Origin of the sequence: Schaalia canis, from assembly GCF_003858455.1 — a bacterium.
Taxonomy (GTDB): domain Bacteria; phylum Actinomycetota; class Actinomycetes; order Actinomycetales; family Actinomycetaceae; genus Pauljensenia; species Pauljensenia canis.
In genome coordinates, this window is record NZ_RQZF01000012.1 from 1 (window position 1) to 16,850 (window position 16,850).

At 59.5% G+C, this 16,850-nt stretch carries 13 protein-coding genes and 1 pseudogene; 9 read left to right on the forward strand and 5 right to left on the reverse strand.

Going from position 1 to position 16,850, the window contains the following annotated elements; genetic code table 11:
- Positions 1-63: 63 nt before the first annotated feature.
- The 4 genes from EII11_RS09225 to rsmI all read left to right on the forward strand — a co-directional run bounded on the left by EII11_RS09225 (position 64) and on the right by rsmI (position 3,514).
- Positions 64-303 (forward strand): Rv0909 family putative TA system antitoxin, encoded by a 240-nt coding sequence (locus EII11_RS09225; protein ID WP_124871924.1) that lies wholly within the window; start codon positions 64-66, stop codon positions 301-303.
- Positions 304-984: 681 nt separating this feature from the next.
- Positions 985-1,845 carry a DUF4352 domain-containing protein gene (locus tag EII11_RS09230; protein WP_165867133.1) on the forward strand — a complete coding sequence of 287 codons (861 nt, stop codon included), beginning with the start codon at positions 985-987 and terminating at the stop codon, positions 1,843-1,845.
- Between the two features lie 60 nt (positions 1,846-1,905).
- Positions 1,906-2,664 (forward strand): HAD hydrolase-like protein, encoded by a 759-nt coding sequence (locus tag EII11_RS09235; protein ID WP_124871931.1) that lies wholly within the window; start codon positions 1,906-1,908, stop codon positions 2,662-2,664.
- On the forward strand, positions 2,657-3,514 hold the full coding sequence (rsmI, locus tag EII11_RS09240) for a 16S rRNA (cytidine(1402)-2'-O)-methyltransferase (RefSeq protein WP_124871935.1): 858 nt from the start codon (positions 2,657-2,659) through the stop codon (positions 3,512-3,514). The genes EII11_RS09235 and rsmI overlap by 8 nt, the downstream gene beginning before the upstream one ends.
- Positions 3,515-3,646: 132 nt before the next feature.
- Here the strand turns inward: rsmI and EII11_RS09245 are convergent.
- Positions 3,647-4,198: pseudogene (locus EII11_RS09245) on the reverse strand (isochorismatase family protein); the annotation flags it as partial.
- A 135-nt stretch (positions 4,199-4,333) separates the two neighbouring features.
- Between EII11_RS09245 and metG the strand changes: the two are divergent.
- Positions 4,334-6,145: a methionine--tRNA ligase gene (metG, locus tag EII11_RS09250; protein ID WP_124871941.1), complete on the forward strand. Its 1,812-nt coding sequence runs from the start codon at positions 4,334-4,336 to the stop codon at positions 6,143-6,145.
- A gap of 123 nt (positions 6,146-6,268) precedes the next feature.
- Here the strand turns inward: metG and EII11_RS09255 are convergent, their stop codons facing one another.
- On the reverse strand, positions 6,269-6,814 hold the full coding sequence (locus EII11_RS09255) for a hypothetical protein (RefSeq protein ID WP_124871944.1): 546 nt from the start codon (positions 6,812-6,814) through the stop codon (positions 6,269-6,271).
- A 10-nt stretch (positions 6,815-6,824) separates the two neighbouring features.
- Positions 6,825-8,843, reverse strand: coding sequence for a PspC domain-containing protein (locus EII11_RS09260; protein WP_124871947.1), 2,019 nt, complete (start codon positions 8,841-8,843; stop codon positions 6,825-6,827).
- A gap of 115 nt (positions 8,844-8,958) precedes the next feature.
- Between EII11_RS09260 and EII11_RS09265 the strand changes: the two genes are divergently transcribed.
- The 3 genes from EII11_RS09265 to EII11_RS09275 all read left to right on the forward strand — a co-directional run bounded on the left by EII11_RS09265 (position 8,959) and on the right by EII11_RS09275 (position 12,639).
- Positions 8,959-10,230, forward strand: coding sequence for an ATP-binding protein (locus EII11_RS09265; protein WP_240623133.1), 1,272 nt, complete (start codon positions 8,959-8,961; stop codon positions 10,228-10,230).
- A 4-nt stretch (positions 10,231-10,234) separates the two neighbouring features.
- The gene (locus tag EII11_RS09270; RefSeq protein ID WP_124871950.1) at positions 10,235-10,885 is read left to right on the forward strand and encodes a LuxR C-terminal-related transcriptional regulator; all 651 of its coding nucleotides are present in this window, start codon (positions 10,235-10,237) and stop codon (positions 10,883-10,885) included.
- 263 nt (positions 10,886-11,148) lie between these two features.
- Positions 11,149-12,639, forward strand: a complete 1,491-nt coding sequence (locus EII11_RS09275; protein WP_124871953.1) for a DUF1846 domain-containing protein — start codon at positions 11,149-11,151, stop codon at positions 12,637-12,639.
- 132 nt (positions 12,640-12,771) lie between these two features.
- On the opposite strand, the gene EII11_RS09280 is transcribed toward EII11_RS09275, so the two are convergent.
- Both EII11_RS09280 and EII11_RS09285 read right to left on the reverse strand, forming a co-directional pair.
- Positions 12,772-13,026 (reverse strand): Txe/YoeB family addiction module toxin, encoded by a 255-nt coding sequence (locus tag EII11_RS09280; RefSeq protein WP_124871956.1) that lies wholly within the window; start codon positions 13,024-13,026, stop codon positions 12,772-12,774.
- A 1-nt stretch (position 13,027) separates the two neighbouring features.
- Positions 13,028-13,279: a type II toxin-antitoxin system Phd/YefM family antitoxin gene (locus EII11_RS09285; protein ID WP_124871959.1), complete on the reverse strand. Its 252-nt coding sequence runs from the start codon at positions 13,277-13,279 to the stop codon at positions 13,028-13,030.
- Positions 13,280-13,498: 219 nt separating this feature from the next.
- Here EII11_RS09285 and EII11_RS09290 point away from each other — a divergent pair, with 219 nt between their 5' ends.
- Positions 13,499-16,786 (forward strand): ATP-dependent helicase, encoded by a 3,288-nt coding sequence (locus tag EII11_RS09290; protein WP_420820452.1) that lies wholly within the window; start codon positions 13,499-13,501, stop codon positions 16,784-16,786.
- Positions 16,787-16,850: the final 64 nt, after the last annotated feature.

Sequence of the window (16,850 nt, forward strand, 5' to 3'; positions counted from 1 at the left end):
CAGACGACGAAGTCAACGTAGTGTAGAAGAGGTAACACACAATCATCCGAGCAAGGAGCTCTTATGAATCTCGATGACCTCAAGAAGGCCGCTCAGGACGTCAAGGACCAAGCTGTCGCTGCAGCAACAGGTGCCAAGGACAGCTCCGGTGGCATCCTCGATTCGACCCTGAAGGACGAAGCAAAGACTGACGCCGCGCTGGACGCCGTTGCGGACGCAGCAAAGAAGATCACCGGTGGCCGCTTTGACGACAAGATTGACGCCGTTCGAGACGCCGCTGATGAAAAGCTCGGCGAGGTCTGATCTCCTCGCTCATCACATGTAATCGGTGAAAGCGCCTTGGATATCTCTTGGAGGGATAGCCAAGGCGTTTTTCACTATGCTGGGCGCAGCTTGCCAGCTTGCCAGCGTGGCACGTCGATGAGTTCGGCCACCTGAGGTCACCCGTGTCCTCGGAGCATTCAAAATCTCATCATCGCAGGATAGAACGTATCGGTTCTACGATGTCGGAGGCATAGTGGAGCACCTATCCGTAAAGGAGCCAAATAACGTTGCTGGACAGTGGGTCGCTGACGCTTGTTACTGTGCGACGGCATCCACTATGTAGAACTATTTTTGTGGCAAGGACGCAGGGAACATACACGCCATGCCACAATGGGATGAGGTAGAGCCGTAGCCCTAGGATGGGCATTAAATCAGTGGAAGGTAGCCACAATGCCTGCACAGCCTCATGACACCGGGCAGGGACGTCCGACGCGACGCGTCAGTATGGTGCCACTTCGCTCATCCTATTCTCGTGCACCCTACGCCTCCCAAAAGAATACGCTGCGATCGACCGCGGGAGCCTCTAGCCTGACGGGCGCAATAGAGCCGACCCACCTTCCCCAACCACAGGTGTCGCAGGCTTCTGGAAGCAGCACTCAGACGCGCAACGGGCGTGGAGCAAATCGTTCGCGCACGCCGCAGCGACAGCCACAACAGCAGGTGCCTGAGACACATGTTGACGTGTTCCCCACCTTGGATCTGAGCGAACTGTCATACAGCAGTGCAGCGTCAACGCCGCCTGTCATTTCGGCACCCCATCCAGCCCCCGCGCGTCCCACGCCGCCACCTGCGCGTCCCGCATCGGCTCCGACTCGTACACGGACTCAGCGTAAGACCGCAGACACGACACGCAACAGAGCAAAGGACGCCGGACAAGCCCAGCCTGCCCGTAAAGCAAAGAACGTTGCCGCCATTGTCATCACAATTTTCCTTTTCTTCACATACATGGCCCCCAAGATTGTTGATGCGATCATGCCCGACAGGCCATGGGATGTTGATGACGTCGTCGCCATCGGGGGTCAGGATGAAGATTTTGACAGCGCAACGACGATCTTCGCTGAGCCGCCTGTCCCCACCTCGATGAAAAACATCCTTGTTGACGTGAAAAAACTGCCTCCGCAGGAGTCAGGTTCCCGAGAGACTCCAGCCCAAATTGGCGAACGCATCTCGATTAACGATGTTGCCCTTACCGTTGAGAACGTTCAACGCGGTTCAGAGGCCGATCGTGCCGCGTGGGATATGGCTCCACCTGGATACGAGTACGTTTTGGTGGATATACGCCTCGAAAACCCGTCGAAACGAGTCATCGACTTCGATCCCGTCATCATCAACGATGACGATGAAGCGATTCACGGCGAGATCTCTAGAGGCAACGATGACTTCCGCTACGAGGCCAAACCCGATGCGAATGGAACACGTGAAGGGCAGATTCTGTTCCTCGTCGAACGCGGTGTTCTGGGGACCCTGATGTTCTACTCCTATGACTACGACTACCCTGTTGTGTTCTATGCTCTTCCCTGAATACTGAATGCGTTGAAGTTCGCAGAGCACTGCTGCCAACATCGTGAGGAAAGCACCCTAATGAATCGTCCCTATACCGTGGTTCTTTTTGATGTAGATGGAACCCTTGTCGATTCTGCTGATGCCGTCATCCGAGGGATTCAACACGCGATGATGCGCATGGGATTGAAGGAACGAAGCCCAGAAGAACTCATGGCCTTCGTGGGCCCACCTTTATGGGAAACATTCGCCCACTATGGCCTTTCACCAGAGGAATCCGTCAAGGCTGTCGCTCACTACAGGGAGTTCTACCACGACATCTTCTTAGATCCGCCAATGTTCCCTGGCGTACGCAATATGCTTGAGGCGCTTCATGCTGCGGGGATTCCGATGGCGACGGCGACCTCTAAGCAGGCAGTGATGGCACGCGAACAGATTACTTTCCTTGGACTCGACGAGGTCTTTACCGTAGTTGCGGGCGCCACTCCTGACCCCTCATCAACGAAGGAAACAGTCATTGAAGAGGCCCTCGCACGCCTAGCCGAAGGCGGTGCGGACGTGTCGCGCCCCGTGCTGATCGGAGACCGTAAGTGGGATGTTATCGGCGGTAGAGCCGTTGGAATCCCCGTAATCGGGGTGGAATGGGGCTACGCCGAAGAGGGTGAACTCGATGGTGTTGTCGACATGGTGGCCACGCCTGAGGCACTCGTGGCGCTCCTGACTGGTCAGAATAGTTCCGACAGCGCAGGATCCCAATCTGATGTGAAACCTGCCGTAGGATCGCGATCAGCCGAGCACACAGACCCTGCTGAGCAAATGCCAGGGCAACACCATGACTGAGCACTACACGCAACCCGCAGGAGTGCTTTACCTCGCGGCGACGCCCATCGGTGACGTTGGCGACGCATCCGCGCGTTTTATCGCTGTCTTTGAACAGGCCGACATTATTGCCGCCGAGGATACCCGCCGAGCGAAGGCTTTGGCCGGACGCCTCGACATTTCCCTGAAAGGGAAGGTTGTGGCCCTGCATGACCACAACGAAGGGGAAAAAGCCGACGCCCTTCTTGACCGCGTGGAGGCAGGACAACGCGTGATCCTCGTGTCGGATGCGGGCATGCCTACGGTGTCCGACCCCGGATACCGTCTAGTTAAACGCGCCGTTGAACGCTCTATCCCCGTGTCTGCACTGCCCGGCCCCAGCGCCCCTGTAACAGCCCTTGCCGTGTCAGGACTTCCCTCTGATCGCTTTGCTTTCGAAGGATTCCTTCCTCGTAAAGAAGGAGAGGCACTGCGCTACCTGGAGGGCGTTGCTGCAATGCCACACACCCTCATTTTCTTTGAGTCACCCAAGCGCCTGCACGACACGCTTGACCGGATGTGCCGCGTGCTGGGCGGACAACGCCAGGCTGTCGTGTGCCGCGAACTCACCAAAACCTACGAGGATATTTGGCGAGGCACCCTTGAAGAACTTGCCGAACGAGCTAATGGCGAGGTTCTTGGCGAAATCACCATCGTTGTCCAAGGAGCTACACACGGAGGAAACGCTGCCGACTATGTTGACGCTGTCCTCAGCCTCGCTCACGAGGGTGTGCGGCTCAAGGACGCTGCCGGGCAGGTTGCCCAAGCAACGGGCCTACGAAAAAACGAACTCTTCAAGGCTGCCCTGGAGCGGCTTGGCAACGAGTCCTAGCGCGTGCCGCCAAAGGATGCTGCGTTAGCTCGCCGGAAAATCATCGGCAGGGCGGGTAGCGTCAATGGGGAGCTCATCAGCATCAGACCACTCAGCACCAGCCCAAACAGCGTCAGCGTCAGCCGAAAGAGTGAGCTCCACGCCAGCTTCAGCCATGCGCGCGCGGGCCAGAGCCCCAAGTTCCTCCGTCACAGGCTCAGTCAGGTCCAAAAGCACGCGGGCAGGAAACCCGTAGCCAACCGCATCTAGAGCCGTCTCGCACACGCAATGAGACTCCGCCAAACCCACCACATCAACTGCGGTAATGCCCTTCTCGCGCAGAATATCAGCGAGGTGATCGCCCTCGTCAGTGACGCCCTCAAAGCCAGAGTAAGCGGCCTCAAACTGGCCTTTCTTCACAGAAACGTCAACAGCGACCTCCGATAGGGCTGGATGGAGGTCAGCCTCTTCACTGCCCGCAACACCGTGCGGCGGCCAGGTGTCGACAAAATCTGGCGTGGTCGAAAAATGCCCGCCGGGATTGATATGCCAATCCTGAGTGGTGACCACCAGAGAATACTCATCACGATGCCCACCCACGTAATCAGCAATACGCTGAGCGACGGCGTTGCCACCTTCAACAGGCAGCGCGCCGCCCTCACAGAAGGTCGGCTGCACATCAACCAGGATCAAAGCGCGCGACATAGGTCCTCCCAAACACGCCAATGCGAAATACGTCAATCCAAGCGTAACGAAAGGACGAGGCCGATGCCGTGGCGTGAGTGACTTTGCTGCGCAGCACTTCGCTTTTGCCCCCTCAACGAGGCTAGGCTATAACCCATGAGTCGTATTCTTTCTGCCGTTGCCTGGCCCTACGCGAACGGGCCCCGCCATATTGGACACGTCGCCGGTTTCGGCGTTCCCTCCGATGTTTTCTCCCGCTACATGCGAATGGCAGGCCACGAGGTGCTCATGGTGTCCGGCACGGACGAGCACGGCACCCCCATCCTGGTGGCAGCCGACGCCGCCGGAATCAGCGCACGCGAACTCGCTGACCGCAACAACCGCCTCATCGTTGAGGACTTGCAACAACTCGGCCTGTCCTACGACCTTTTCACCCGCACCACCACCGGCAACCACTACGCCGTCGTGCAGGCCATGTTCGAGGTTGTACGAGACAACGGCTACATGCTCGTTGAAACCACGCACGGTGCGATCTCTCCCTCCACAGGGCGCACTCTGCCCGATCGCTACATTGAAGGCACCTGTCCTATCTGTGGTGACGGCGGCGCTCGAGGCGATCAGTGCGACAACTGCGGTAACCAGCTTGATCCCACTGACCTTATTAACCCCGTTTCGCGTATCAATGGCGAGACTCCGAAGTTCATTGAAACTGACCACTACTTCTTGGACTTGCCTGCACTTGCTGGCGCCCTGACCGAGTGGCTTGACGACCGCGACAAGTCAGGCACCTGGCGCCCCAATGTCATCAAGTTCTCTAAGAACTTCCTGGAGGACATTCGCCCCCGCGCCATGACCCGCGACATTGACTGGGGTATCCCCGTTCCCGGATGGGAGGACCAACCCTCCAAGCGTCTCTACGTATGGTTCGATGCTGTTGTGGGTTACCTGTCGGCCTCCATTGAATGGGCCCGCCGTAGCGGCGACCCGGAAGCCTGGCGTAAGTGGTGGAACGATCCTGAAGCGCTGTCCTACTACTTCATGGGTAAGGACAATATCGTTTTCCACTCCCAGATCTGGCCAGCCGAAATGCTCGGCTATAACGGTGCGGGTGACAAGGGCGGCCAGCCCGGCGCTTTCGGCACCCTCAATCTGCCCACCGAGGTAGTCTCCTCCGAGTTCCTGACGATGGAAGGCAAGAAGTTTGCCTCTTCGCGAGGCATCGTCATCTACGTGCGCGACATGCTCGCCCGCTACCAGGCCGACGCCCTGCGCTACTTCATTAGCGCTGCCGGCCCGGAAACCTCCGACGCTGACTTTACGTGGGCGGAGTTCTTGCGCCGCACTAACTCTGAGCTGGTGGCCGGCTGGGGCAACCTGGTCAACCGCACGGCCTCAATGATCCACAAGAAGTTTGGCGAGGTGCCCGCCCCCGCTGAGCTGGAGGACATTGATCGCGCGCTTTTGGATGCGATTGCCGCAGGTTTTGACGAGGTCGGAGAGCTCATCGCCACTCACCGTCAGAAGGCAGCCCTGGGGGCGGCTATGCGTCTGGTGGGCGAGGCAAACAAGTACGTCACCGACACTGAGCCTTTCAAGCTCAAGAGTGAGGAGGAGCGGCCTCGTCTGGCCACCGTGCTGTGGACCCTTGCTCAGGCTGTCAACGATTTGAACCTGATGCTCAGTCCCTTCCTCCCTCACGCAGCTAACGATGTGGACCTCGTGCTGGGTGGAGATGGCAAGGTTGCGCCCATGCCACGCATCGAAGAAGTCGAGGATTTGGACGTCACCAACGAGGACGGTTCGCCTCGCCGCTACCCGATCCTCACCGGCGACTACGAGGGCTACCCTGCCTGGGGCCGACGTGAGATTGAGGTGGGCCGCGTGATCGCCAAGCCCACGCCGGTGTTCGTCAAACTTGATGAGTCGATCGTCGAAGAGGAGCTTGCTCGGGCGAATGCTGAGAGCTGATAACGCACTCTGCTAGCAGCTCACTATTTTGCACTGTGAATGCAGGGAGTCCCGCACCCCGTGAGGGGTGCGGGACTCTGTGTTTGCAGTTGTCTCTGTGTTTGCAGTTGACTTTGTGGCGCGTTATCCCTTCTTCACGGATGTCACCACGGCAGCAGCCATCAGGGCAATGCCTAGTGCCGCAATCAACGAGATCAGCAGTAGAGGGATCGACACAAATCGCAGGAAGGAAATAGCAATCATGAAAATCCCCAGCATGATGACCAGGCCCGCCCAGACGAGCTGAGCGACGCGCACCCCATTAGCAGGAGATTCCTTCAGTGATACCGCAGAGGTGGGGGCAGCGGCAGGGGCTGCGGGAGTGGCGGGTGCATCCGGAGCAATATCAGGGCGAGGAGCATCAGGCGTGCCAGTAAAAGGCTGAGCAGATGCGCCAGGCTTGTCCGAAGGAACGCCATCATCGGACAAAGTGGGTGCAGGAGCCTCAAGCGTGGGGGAATCGGCCTGCGTGCCTGCAGGATTGTCAGGCGAATCGCCGTCAGCGGTGACTGTACCTGCCGAGATTGAGTCCGAATCCGACTCAGCCGCAGGCAGAATGACAGTTTCTTCTTCGTCTGCTACGGGCAAGACGGTGGTTTCATCGTCGCGTTGCGTGTTCTCAACACTCATTGTTCTCACCTCACTGGCCGGTGGCCGGAGTAGTAGCGGACTGGGGACGGTCAGCGGATTGGGACGCGTCGCCCGACTGAGGGGTGGACGTCGACTGCGGTGTCTGTGTTGAGGGAGAGGCGGGCTCGACAGCTTCAACGCTTTGAGAGGCGAATGAATCCTCTTCAAGATCAAGCTCGACAATACGTAGTGTTCCGAGCATATTGTGAATCCGCACCGTTGGCATGGGGGAATCTTGAGCTGGCACTGAACGGAAGGTTGTGTCCGTAGCAAAACCAAGCTGCGTAGGCACCCATTCGTCGCCAGGAGTGAGGTAGTCGGCCTTCAAGGTGCCGAGCATATCGACGATCTCAACCTCGACAGGCTGATCCTTTCGAACCAGGAGCTTTAGCTCCCCCGTGACATCCTCAATCTCAATAGTGGGATGCAGATTGGTGGGCATATCGGAAAGATCCAACTCGCCGTTAACAATCTGAGTCTGGGAACCTTCGGTCCAGTGGTAGTAGGCAGGTGACTGTTCCGCCGAGTAGTACTGCCACGAGTTATCTTCGTGATGATTAAGCCCGGCCACCCCGATCATGATGGTCGGAATAGCGATCAGCGTCCCGATAATCGACAGGGCAACCATCCATCCTGCGCCGCGATCACGCAGCGAAGCCAAAGCGATCACCATGCCAACGATCACCAAGCAGGCGCCGCCACCAATCAGAAGAACCTGCGCGAAATCATTGTAGGTAGCGTCGCTGTAGGTCATGTCGTGAAGGATGTATAGCGTCGCTGCGATCACGAGAGCGATCAGGCCAGTGGTCGCAAGGTTTAGCCATGTGGGCAGCACACGAGGCTTCATTGCTGGGACTGGAGGCGCCCAACGAACCTGAGTTCCCGCGTATGCAGGAGCAGGCCCAAAGGAGGGGGGCGGTACAGGGCCACCCGCAGGCGAAGTGGCGCCTCCGAGGGGAACGCCCGGCTGAGGCGGAGCCTGATACGGCGTCTGATAGGGACTATGAGGAGCAGCAAAAGGAGAAGCCCCCTGGCCGTATGCGCCCTGCTGTGGCCGCCCTGGTGTCATGCCTGGCCCCATTGCGTTCGCCATCCCCTGCGGAGGAACGCGGGGTGGGACTGGCTGAGCGCTAGCACGGGGGGCGTTGAAAGGAGCAGGACCAGCAGCGGATGAAGCCATCGGAGAAACAGGGGGAGCCTGATGCTGTGGCATCTGCGATCCAGCAGGCCCTGAAGAGGGGGCAAAAGTAGCGCCCTGAGACGGCGGAGGAGTAGATGGTCCCCCCTGAATTCGCCAATCGTCAGACGGCTCAGGAGAAGGAACGCCACCTTGCGAGGTGGTGTGCATAGGAGTCTCCATTCCATGTGAAGGGGAGGCAAAAGGAGCCTGCGAAGAGAAAGAGCGACCATAAGGCGCTTGAGAAGATGCACTTGCCCCAACAATGGCGACCACGGTGACAGCAATGGCAGTCAGAGCAAGCATGACGCCAATCCCAGTGCTTCCAAAGACTGCAAACCAGGGGCCAATATTGCCCAGACCCAGGAGAACCATGACAAGTGCGCCTAGTTGAGCGATATCAAAACGGCCCTGGAGAAGGGTCTGGAAATGGATACGCCCATCACGATGCTCCGGCAAAAAGGCCCAGGCCAAGCCATAGACAGCGAAAAGGATAGGAGCAAAGAGCGTCAACACAACGGTCAGAACACGAACAAGAGTCCTGTCCCAACCAAAGCGGGCCGCCAGACCAGCACAGACACCCCCCAGAACGCGCGGTTCAGAGCGGAAAAAGCCACTGGAACGAACAGAATCAAAGAAACTGCCGCCAGTAGGAGGCGGAGGCGGATAGGAGCCACCATAGTGATAGCCGCCCACATGTGGAGAAAATGCAGCCTGAGGGCCGCCGCCAGGCTGCCCCTGCTGGCCCGAAAAGCCTCGAGCCGAACCAGGCTGAGAAGAACCAGGTTCAGAATGCATCTGAGGACCCTCCATCGGAGAGTGAGGACCCTCGAAAGGGGTATGTGTGCTCATGTACTCCACTGTGCCGAAAAACAGTGGCTTTATCTATGAGGGAAAGCCCTGAACAAACCCTGAACTCCCCACATCAGGGTGGGGACAGAGCAGAAAAGAATGTGAAGATAGTGGGGTGAACGAAGTACGCCCCACCTGGCAGTGGACTCCTCCTCCCATCAACACTGCCCGCCCACCCCTCGTGCGCGCGACAGGACAGTCCCTCCAAATGCCCACACCGTGGCTTGCCGGCGTCTGTTCAGGACTGAGCGTCCACCTCGGCATCTCAGTCGCTCTCATCCGCTGGATCGTCGTCCTCAGCTCATTCTTTTTCGGCGCTGGCATCCTCGGCTACTTCCTCATCGCCGTCCTCATTCCCAAAGACGGCGACCACGTCTCCCTCACCAGCAGCGACCGCCTAGCTTCCGGCCTCGAACAGCTTTCAGCAGGCAATAAGAAAATCGCCGCCCGCAATCAGCTCCTCATGGTCGGAGCAGCCTTCCTGATTTTCGCGGTGATCCTCGTCTTCTCCTTGCAATCCGCATCGCTTGAGTTCTACTGGCTCATCGGACCACTGCCCATCTTCGCCGGTATCGGCATGGTCTGGAGCCAAAGCAACAACCTACGCAACTGGCGAACCCTCCGCTTTTGGCTCATGGTGATCGCAGGCATCACCCTCGTCATCATCGGCGTCACCATCCTCGCCGCAGGAGGGAGCCCCACCCTCGACCTCGTTAAAGGCGGACTCTACGGTGCCGGCGTCGTCCTCGTCATTGTGCTGACCCTCATCCCCCTATGGGTGCGAACCAGCGCCGAACTCTCCAACGCACAAAAACGCCAAGTCCGCGACTCTGAACGCGCCGACATCGCCGCCCACCTACACGACTCCGTCCTCCAAACCCTCACCCTCATCCGATCCCACGCCGACAACCCCCAACAGGTGCGCGCCCTCGCCCTCGGACAAGAACGCGAACTACGCGCATGGCTCTACACCGGCAAAAATGAAGCCGCCACCTCCATCGCCCAAGCCCTACGCGAACACGTTGAAAGCACCGAAGCAACCTACGGGGTCGCCGTCGACCTCGTCAGCGTCGGAGACGCCGAACCAGGCCCCGCCGAACTTGCCCTCATCGCCGCAGCAGGCGAAGCCGTCACCAACGCCGTGCGCCACGGAACCCCACCGGTCTCCGTCTACCTCGAAGTCGGACGCAACACCGTCGAAGTCTTCATCAAAGACCGCGGAGTCGGATTCGACCTCAACGCCATCCCCGCCGACCGACACGGAGTACGCGGATCCATCATTGGCCGCGTCGAACGAGCAGGCGGCAGCGCCGTCATCCGCGCACTCAGCCCCGGCACCGAAATCCACCTCAGCGTCCCGAAAACCACCAACCCGCAAGTAGGATGACACTATGACCATTCGACTCGTAGTCATCGACGATCACCCCATGGTGCGTGCAGGCGTGCGCGCCGAACTCGAAGCATCCGGCGCTGACCTTGACATCCTCGCAGAAGCTGCAGACGTCGACAGCGCCATCGCCATCTGCAACGAACTGCGCCCCGACGTAGCCCTCCTCGACGTCCACCTCCCCGGAGGACGAGGCGGAGGCGGCGCTGAAGTCGCCCACACCTGCGCCGGTATTGAGGGCGTACGCTTCCTCGCCCTATCCGTCTCCGACGCACCCGAAGACGTCGTGTCCGTCATCCGCGCAGGCGCTCGCGGCTACGTCACCAAGTCCATCTCAACCGCCGAACTCGTCGAAGCCATTGAACGCGTCGCAGCAGGAGACGCCGCATTCAGCCCACGGCTGGCAGGCTTCGTGCTCGACGCATTCGGCACCGGTGCCGTCGCCATCCAAGATGACGAACTGGACCTGCTGTCCCAACGCGAGCAAGAAGTCATGCGCCTGATCGCCCGCGGATACACCTACAAGGAAGTCGCCTCCGAACTATTCATTTCCATCAAAACCGTGGAAACTCACGTATCGGCAGTGCTACGCAAGCTCCAGCTCTCTAACCGCCACGAGCTCAGCCGATGGGCAGCCCAACGCCACATTATCTGAGGCGGAGCAGAAGCGGGCGGAGGCTGCTAGCCGCCTCCCGCGTCCCGTTCTGCTTTCCTCCTCCTGCACGCTCACCTGTCGGCCAGTGCCTGGCCCGCACCGTCCCACCCGGGCCGCGCGAGGGCACAGTGATGCCAAAAGGACGCGCGCGGTGGCCTCGTGGGGGAGGTCAAAAGCGAATGTGAGCAGACATTCATCAAGGAATGGTCAAGTCTGCTCGGCTTGGGAGTAAACTAGGCGGGTTGATAATTTCAGGAGGAGACATGCATAAAATCGGTTTCGACCGTGAAAAGTACATTCAGCTCCAATCCGAACACATCGCCGAGAGGCGCCGACAATTCGGTGGGAAGCTCTACCTGGAGTTCGGCGGAAAACTCGTCGACGACATGCATGCCTCCAGAGTCCTCCCCGGATTCACCCCTGACAACAAGATCGTCATGCTCGGCCACCTTGCCGAAGAAGTCGAAATCGTCGTCGTCGTCAGTGCCAAGGATTTTGCCCGCCACAAAGTGCGCGCAGACCTTGGCATTCCTTATGAAGATGACGTTTTGCGCCACATCGACGCCTTCCGCAGCTACGGTCTGTACGTCGGCTCTGTCGTTATTACTCAAATGACCGACGACAACCACGCCGCCCACACCTTCAAAGCCAAGCTTGAAAAACTCGGCATGCGCGTCTACTGCCACTACCCGATTGCTGGCTACCCCCATGATGTCGCCCGGATCGTCTCCGACGAAGGCTACGGCAAGAACGACTACATCGAAACCAGCCGCGACCTCGTCGTCATCACCGCCCCCGGGCCAGGCTCAGGCAAAATGGCCACCTGCCTGTCCCAGCTCTACCACGACCACAAACGCGGACTGAAGTCCGGGTACGCAAAGTTCGAGACCTTCCCGATCTGGAACCTCCCCCTCGATCATCCCGTCAACATCGCCTACGAGGCCGCCACCGCCGACCTCGACGACGTCAATATGATCGACCCCCACCACCTCGCCGCCTACGGGGTGCAAACCGTCAACTACAACCGCGACGTCGAAATCTTCCCCGTCCTGTCACGCCTCTTCGAAACAATCCTGGGTGAATCCCCCTACAAGTCACCCACCGACATGGGCGTCAACATGGCCGGCATGTGCATCAGCGACGACGAAGCATGCCGCGAAGCCTCCAAACAGGAAGTCATCCGCCGCTACTACAAGGCCCTTGTTGAAGAACGCCGCAAGGAACTTGACCCCGACCAATCCGCGCGCATCGCCCTCCTCATGGGCACCCTGGGCGTCAAAAAGACCGACCGACCCGTTGTTGAACCCACCCTCACCGTCGCTGAAATGACCGGCGCGCCCGCCGCCGCCATCGAGCTACCCGACGGGCGCATCGTCACCGGCAAAACCTCACCCCTGCTGGGCGCATGCTCAGCCATGCTGCTCAACGCCCTCAAGATGCTCGCCGGACTCGACCATGAAGTGCTGCTCCTGTCCCCCGAATCCATCGAACCCATCCAAGCCCTCAAAACCGGCCACCTCGGCAGCCGCAACCCGCGCCTGCACACCGACGAGGTGCTCATCGCCCTGGCAGTCTCAGCCAACCACGATCCCAACGCTCGCGCCGCCCTAGCTCAGCTTGGAACCCTGCGTCATTGCGACGTCCACACCTCCACCATCCTAGGATCCGTGGATGAGGGCATCTTCCGTAACCTCGGTGTGCAAGTCACCTCTGAACCCGTGTATCAGACAAAGAGCCTGTACAAGAAGAGCTAAGGGGCTTTCTTCTTCGAGGTCGAGGGTGCTTCTGGGCGATGTTGCATACTGTCCAGAAGTGCCCTCGAACTGTATCGACTGCGGTGTTGCGGGCTGTCGTGCTGTGAGGCGAGGCTTTGAGCTGACGAGCCGTTAGTAGTGGTAGCGCGCCTGGAGAATAATGAGGTCGCCGTCAATGACGAGGTACACCAGGCGGTGTTCGTCGGTGATGCGCCGTGACCATGCGCCGGAGGCACCGTATTTGAGAGGCTCAGGCTTGCCAATGCCCTCGAAAGGATCACGCAAACAGGCGTCAATGAGCGTATTGATACGTTTGAGGATTCTGCGATCGCTCTGCTGCCAGAAGAGGTAATCCTCCCATCCTGACTGATCCCATACGAGGCGCATGTCAGTCCTCGCGGTCGAGATCGTGAACCTCGGTCACGCCTGCCGTTGCGCGCTGATAGGCATCAAGGAGGCGACGAGCATTTTCAGGGGAGCGAAACAGGTAGGCGGTTTCCTTCCAAGCGGCGTATTCATCGGCCGACATGAGGACGGCGTTACCCGAGCGAGAGACAATCTCAACCGCTTCGCGGTCATTGTTCACCTGCTCAATCAATGGAAAGAGCGTGCGACGCGCTTCGCTTGCGCTGATCGACATCGGAGACTCCCTTCGGTTGAGGATGAGGCAGAGCCCTCGTGCTTATGGTACCGCTTTTTGGTACGAGTTTTCCTGTTTGGGGTGTTGGGCGCTGAGGATCAGGGGCTGAGGGGGTGTGGTGTAGATCGTGGCGCGTTAAGGGTATGGGCTGTGTAATGAAGGGCTCTGCGCTGGGCGATCACGCAAATGCGGGGTTGCTGGCCTAAAGTGGGGGACACCATGAGTATTGACTTCACTGGATTGCCTGACTTGGGACTGCCTGACCTAGGCCTGCCGGATCTTGACTCCTTCGACCAAGGCCTCTTCGACATCGGCACCCCTGCCTCTGCTCCGTCTGCCACCACTACACCTGCTTCTGCTGGAGGCAAGGGCGGCGCTCCCGTGCGCACCTTGGATGAAAGCGCCTACGGCCTCGCCCCTGATGGTGCGTCACGTGCAGACAGTTCCGCTATGGCAGGCATGCCGGGTGGAGTTCTCCCTGAAGGCTACGTCCCGGCAGATGCTCCTGCCTACGAGGACGACGCCCCCGCCGACTATGTACCCGCCGAATATGTACCCTCCGAGTACATGCCCGCGGATGACGCGCCCGACGACAATAATGCGTGGCCGAGCGTCGCCTATCCCGGCGGCGTTGAAGGCAACACTGCGGCCTACTACGGGGGCGGTGGCCTCGCCAACTGGGGAAATCAGCCACCCGCTATCGACACCAGTGAACTGCTCAAAGGCCTCAACCAGCAGCAACATGACGCCGTCGTCCATGAGGGCGAACCTCTGCTGATCATGGCCGGTGCAGGGTCAGGAAAAACTCGTGTCCTGACCCACCGTATCGCCTACCTTTTGGCCACAGGCCGCGCCCGAGCCGGGCAAATCCTCGCCATCACCTTCACCAACAAAGCCGCCGCCGAAATGCGTGAACGCGTCGCCGACCTCGTCGGGCCAGAGGCTAAACGCATGATGGTCTCAACCTTCCACTCTGCCTGCGTGCGCATCCTCCGCAAGGAATACCGGGCCGCAGGGTTGAGCTCCACCTTCACCATCTACGACTCCCAAGACTCCCAACGCCTGCTGCAGATGGTGCTCAAATCCCATGACGTCGACATTAAGCGCTACACGCCAAAGCTCGTTGCCGCACGCATCTCTGACCTGAAAAACGAGCTCATCAGCCCGCAGCACTACGCAGAAACCGCGCCGAACGACCCAATCTCACGCATCGTCTCAGCCGCATACAGTGATTACGACAAGCGCCTCCGCCAAGCCAATGCGCTTGATTTCGACGACCTCATCATGCGTACCGTCGCCCTGCTGCGCGACAATCCGGCTGTCGCTGAGCACTACCACCGGCGTTTCCGCCACATCCTGGTTGACGAGTATCAGGACACTAACCATGCCCAGTATGTGCTGGTCCGTGAACTTGTTGGAGACGGTGAGGACCGCGTTCCGCCTGCTGAGCTGACCGTCGTAGGTGACTCTGACCAGTCCATCTACGCCTTCCGTGGTGCCACCATCCGTAATATCGAAGAGTTCGAACGCGACTTCCCCGGCGCACGCACCATCATGCTTGAGCAAAACTATCGCTCAACGCAAAACATCCTCACCGCCGCTAACGCCGTCATCTCACGTAATGAAGGCCGCCGACCCAAAAACCTGTGGACCGACTCGGGAGCAGGCTCGCTCATTACCCTTGACGCCGCCGACTCTGACCGCGACGAAGCCCGTTTTGTCGTCGCCGAAATCGACCGCCTGAATGACGAGGGCACCAACTGGGGCGACATTGCCGTTTTCTACCGAACCAACGCTCAATCACGCTCCATTGAAGAACTCTTCGTCCGTCAAGGCATCCCCTACAGGGTTGTAGGCGGCACCCGATTCTACGAACGCAAAGAAATCAAAGACGCCCTAGCTTACCTGCAGGCCATTGCCAACCCCGATGACACCGTTGCATTGCGGCGCGTTCTAAATACGCCTCGGCGCGGTATTGGTGCCAAGGCCGAGGAATTATTGGTTGCTTACGCGGACCAGTACGGCATCTCCTTCGGGCAGGCCATCGCTGACGTGTGGGAGCAAGCAGGCCGCCCGGCTGGCGAGGCCGAAGGGTTGGAAGTGCCCGGCGCTCTGGCGAACACATCCGAGAGCGCCCGCCTTGTAAGCGGACGGTTGCCGGAGGACGAGGTGAGCGCCGGTAGCGGTGCGGATGCGGGGGCGCTCGTCTCGCCCATGAGGCCTGGCGCCTCCGGCGCGGCCTCAACGCCCGACCTAACCGCGACGAACGCCCCCGAACCCGCTGATTCGCTGGCGGGTGAAGTTCCGTTGATGGAACCCGAGCCGACGGTTGTTGAGGCTGCTGAGACCCGCGAGACCACATCCCCCACTGCGGATAGGGGAGTGGAAAGGCCGGGGCCGGCGGGTGTGAGTACCCGGGCTTTGAATGCTATTGCCCGATTCTGGGGGCTACTGGATGCTTTGCGGCGCTGTGACCATGCGGGCATGAGCGTCGGTGACATTCTCGAAGAAGTCCTGGACCGCACGGGGTATTTGGAGCAACTGCGCAGGTCGGAGGATCCGCAGGACGCCTCACGAGTGGAAAACCTCGCTGAATTGCACTCTGTTGCCGAGGACTTCAACGCCAGCGTGAATGCTGCGCAGGCTCCGGAAGGTGGACAACCTGCCCAGCCGCGCGGACACCTCGTTGATTTCCTTGAGCGTATCTCTCTGGTGGCCGACTCTGACCAGCTTCCTTCCGAGGATGGGCGTTCAGAACAGGTTACGCTCATGACCGTCCACACGGCCAAGGGCTTGGAGTTCCCGATCGTGTTCGTGACCGGCATGGAAGATGGCACTTTCCCCCACCAGCGATCCCTTGGTGAAGTGGCGGAGCTTGCTGAGGAGCGACGACTCGCCTATGTGGCGATTACCCGCGCTCGTGAACGTCTTTACCTGACGCGTGCGGCTGTGCGATCAGCCTGGGGGACACCTCAAGAAATGCCGCCCTCGCGATTCCTTGATGACATTCCCGAAGAAGTCGTGCATGTGCGCAGAGCTGCCTCATCCATGCAGCGTATTCGAAGTGGCGAGTGGCGGAGTGGCTCTGGCTATGGCGGTACTGGATATGGTGGCTCGGGTTACCGCTCCGGTGGTGGTGACAGTTCCGGCAGTTATGGTTCCAGTGCACGCAGGGGAGAGTGGGACGATGACGGCCCTGTGATTGGTTCTGGCCGGAGCTCAGGCTCATCCTCAAAGCCTTTCGTTCCTCACCGCCTGGGCACAACCGTGCGTATGGGCCAGTCAACTGGGACAAACGGCGCTGCGGGCCAGAGTGGGGCGGCGGGGACTTCGTCAGATAAACCCGTGCTCACACTGAAGGTAGGCGATCGCGTTTCCCACGCCACTTTGGGAACTGGAACAGTTGTGGGCATTGAGGGATCGGATGCGCGTACTGTCGCGAGAATCTCCTTCGGCGGCACCGAGAAACGACTGCTCGTGCGCATGGCGCCGCTCGAAAAGCTCTGAATACAACAGGGCCTAGGCAACGACTGTGATGAATGGGGCTGAAGGGCGTTCCTGTTGTTGTGTG

Excerpts from the sequence above, each read along its gene's own strand:
- EII11_RS09225 (WP_124871924.1), top strand. The coding sequence starts at position 64 with ATGAATCTCGATGACCTCAAGAAGGCCGCTCAGGACGTCAAGGACCAA.
- EII11_RS09235 (WP_124871931.1), top strand. The coding sequence starts at position 1,906 with ATGAATCGTCCCTATACCGTGGTTCTTTTTGATGTAGATGGAACCCTT.
- rsmI (WP_124871935.1), top strand. The coding sequence starts at position 2,657 with ATGACTGAGCACTACACGCAACCCGCAGGAGTGCTTTACCTCGCGGCG.
- metG (WP_124871941.1), top strand. The coding sequence starts at position 4,334 with ATGAGTCGTATTCTTTCTGCCGTTGCCTGGCCCTACGCGAACGGGCCC.
- EII11_RS09255 (WP_124871944.1), bottom strand. The coding sequence starts at position 6,814 with ATGAGTGTTGAGAACACGCAACGCGACGATGAAACCACCGTCTTGCCC.
- EII11_RS09260 (WP_124871947.1), bottom strand. The coding sequence starts at position 8,843 with ATGAGCACACATACCCCTTTCGAGGGTCCTCACTCTCCGATGGAGGGT.
- EII11_RS09270 (WP_124871950.1), top strand. The coding sequence starts at position 10,235 with ATGACCATTCGACTCGTAGTCATCGACGATCACCCCATGGTGCGTGCA.
- EII11_RS09275 (WP_124871953.1), top strand. The coding sequence starts at position 11,149 with ATGCATAAAATCGGTTTCGACCGTGAAAAGTACATTCAGCTCCAATCC.
- EII11_RS09280 (WP_124871956.1), bottom strand. The coding sequence starts at position 13,026 with ATGCGCCTCGTATGGGATCAGTCAGGATGGGAGGATTACCTCTTCTGG.
- EII11_RS09285 (WP_124871959.1), bottom strand. The coding sequence starts at position 13,279 with ATGTCGATCAGCGCAAGCGAAGCGCGTCGCACGCTCTTTCCATTGATT.
- EII11_RS09290 (WP_420820452.1), top strand. The coding sequence starts at position 13,499 with ATGAGTATTGACTTCACTGGATTGCCTGACTTGGGACTGCCTGACCTA.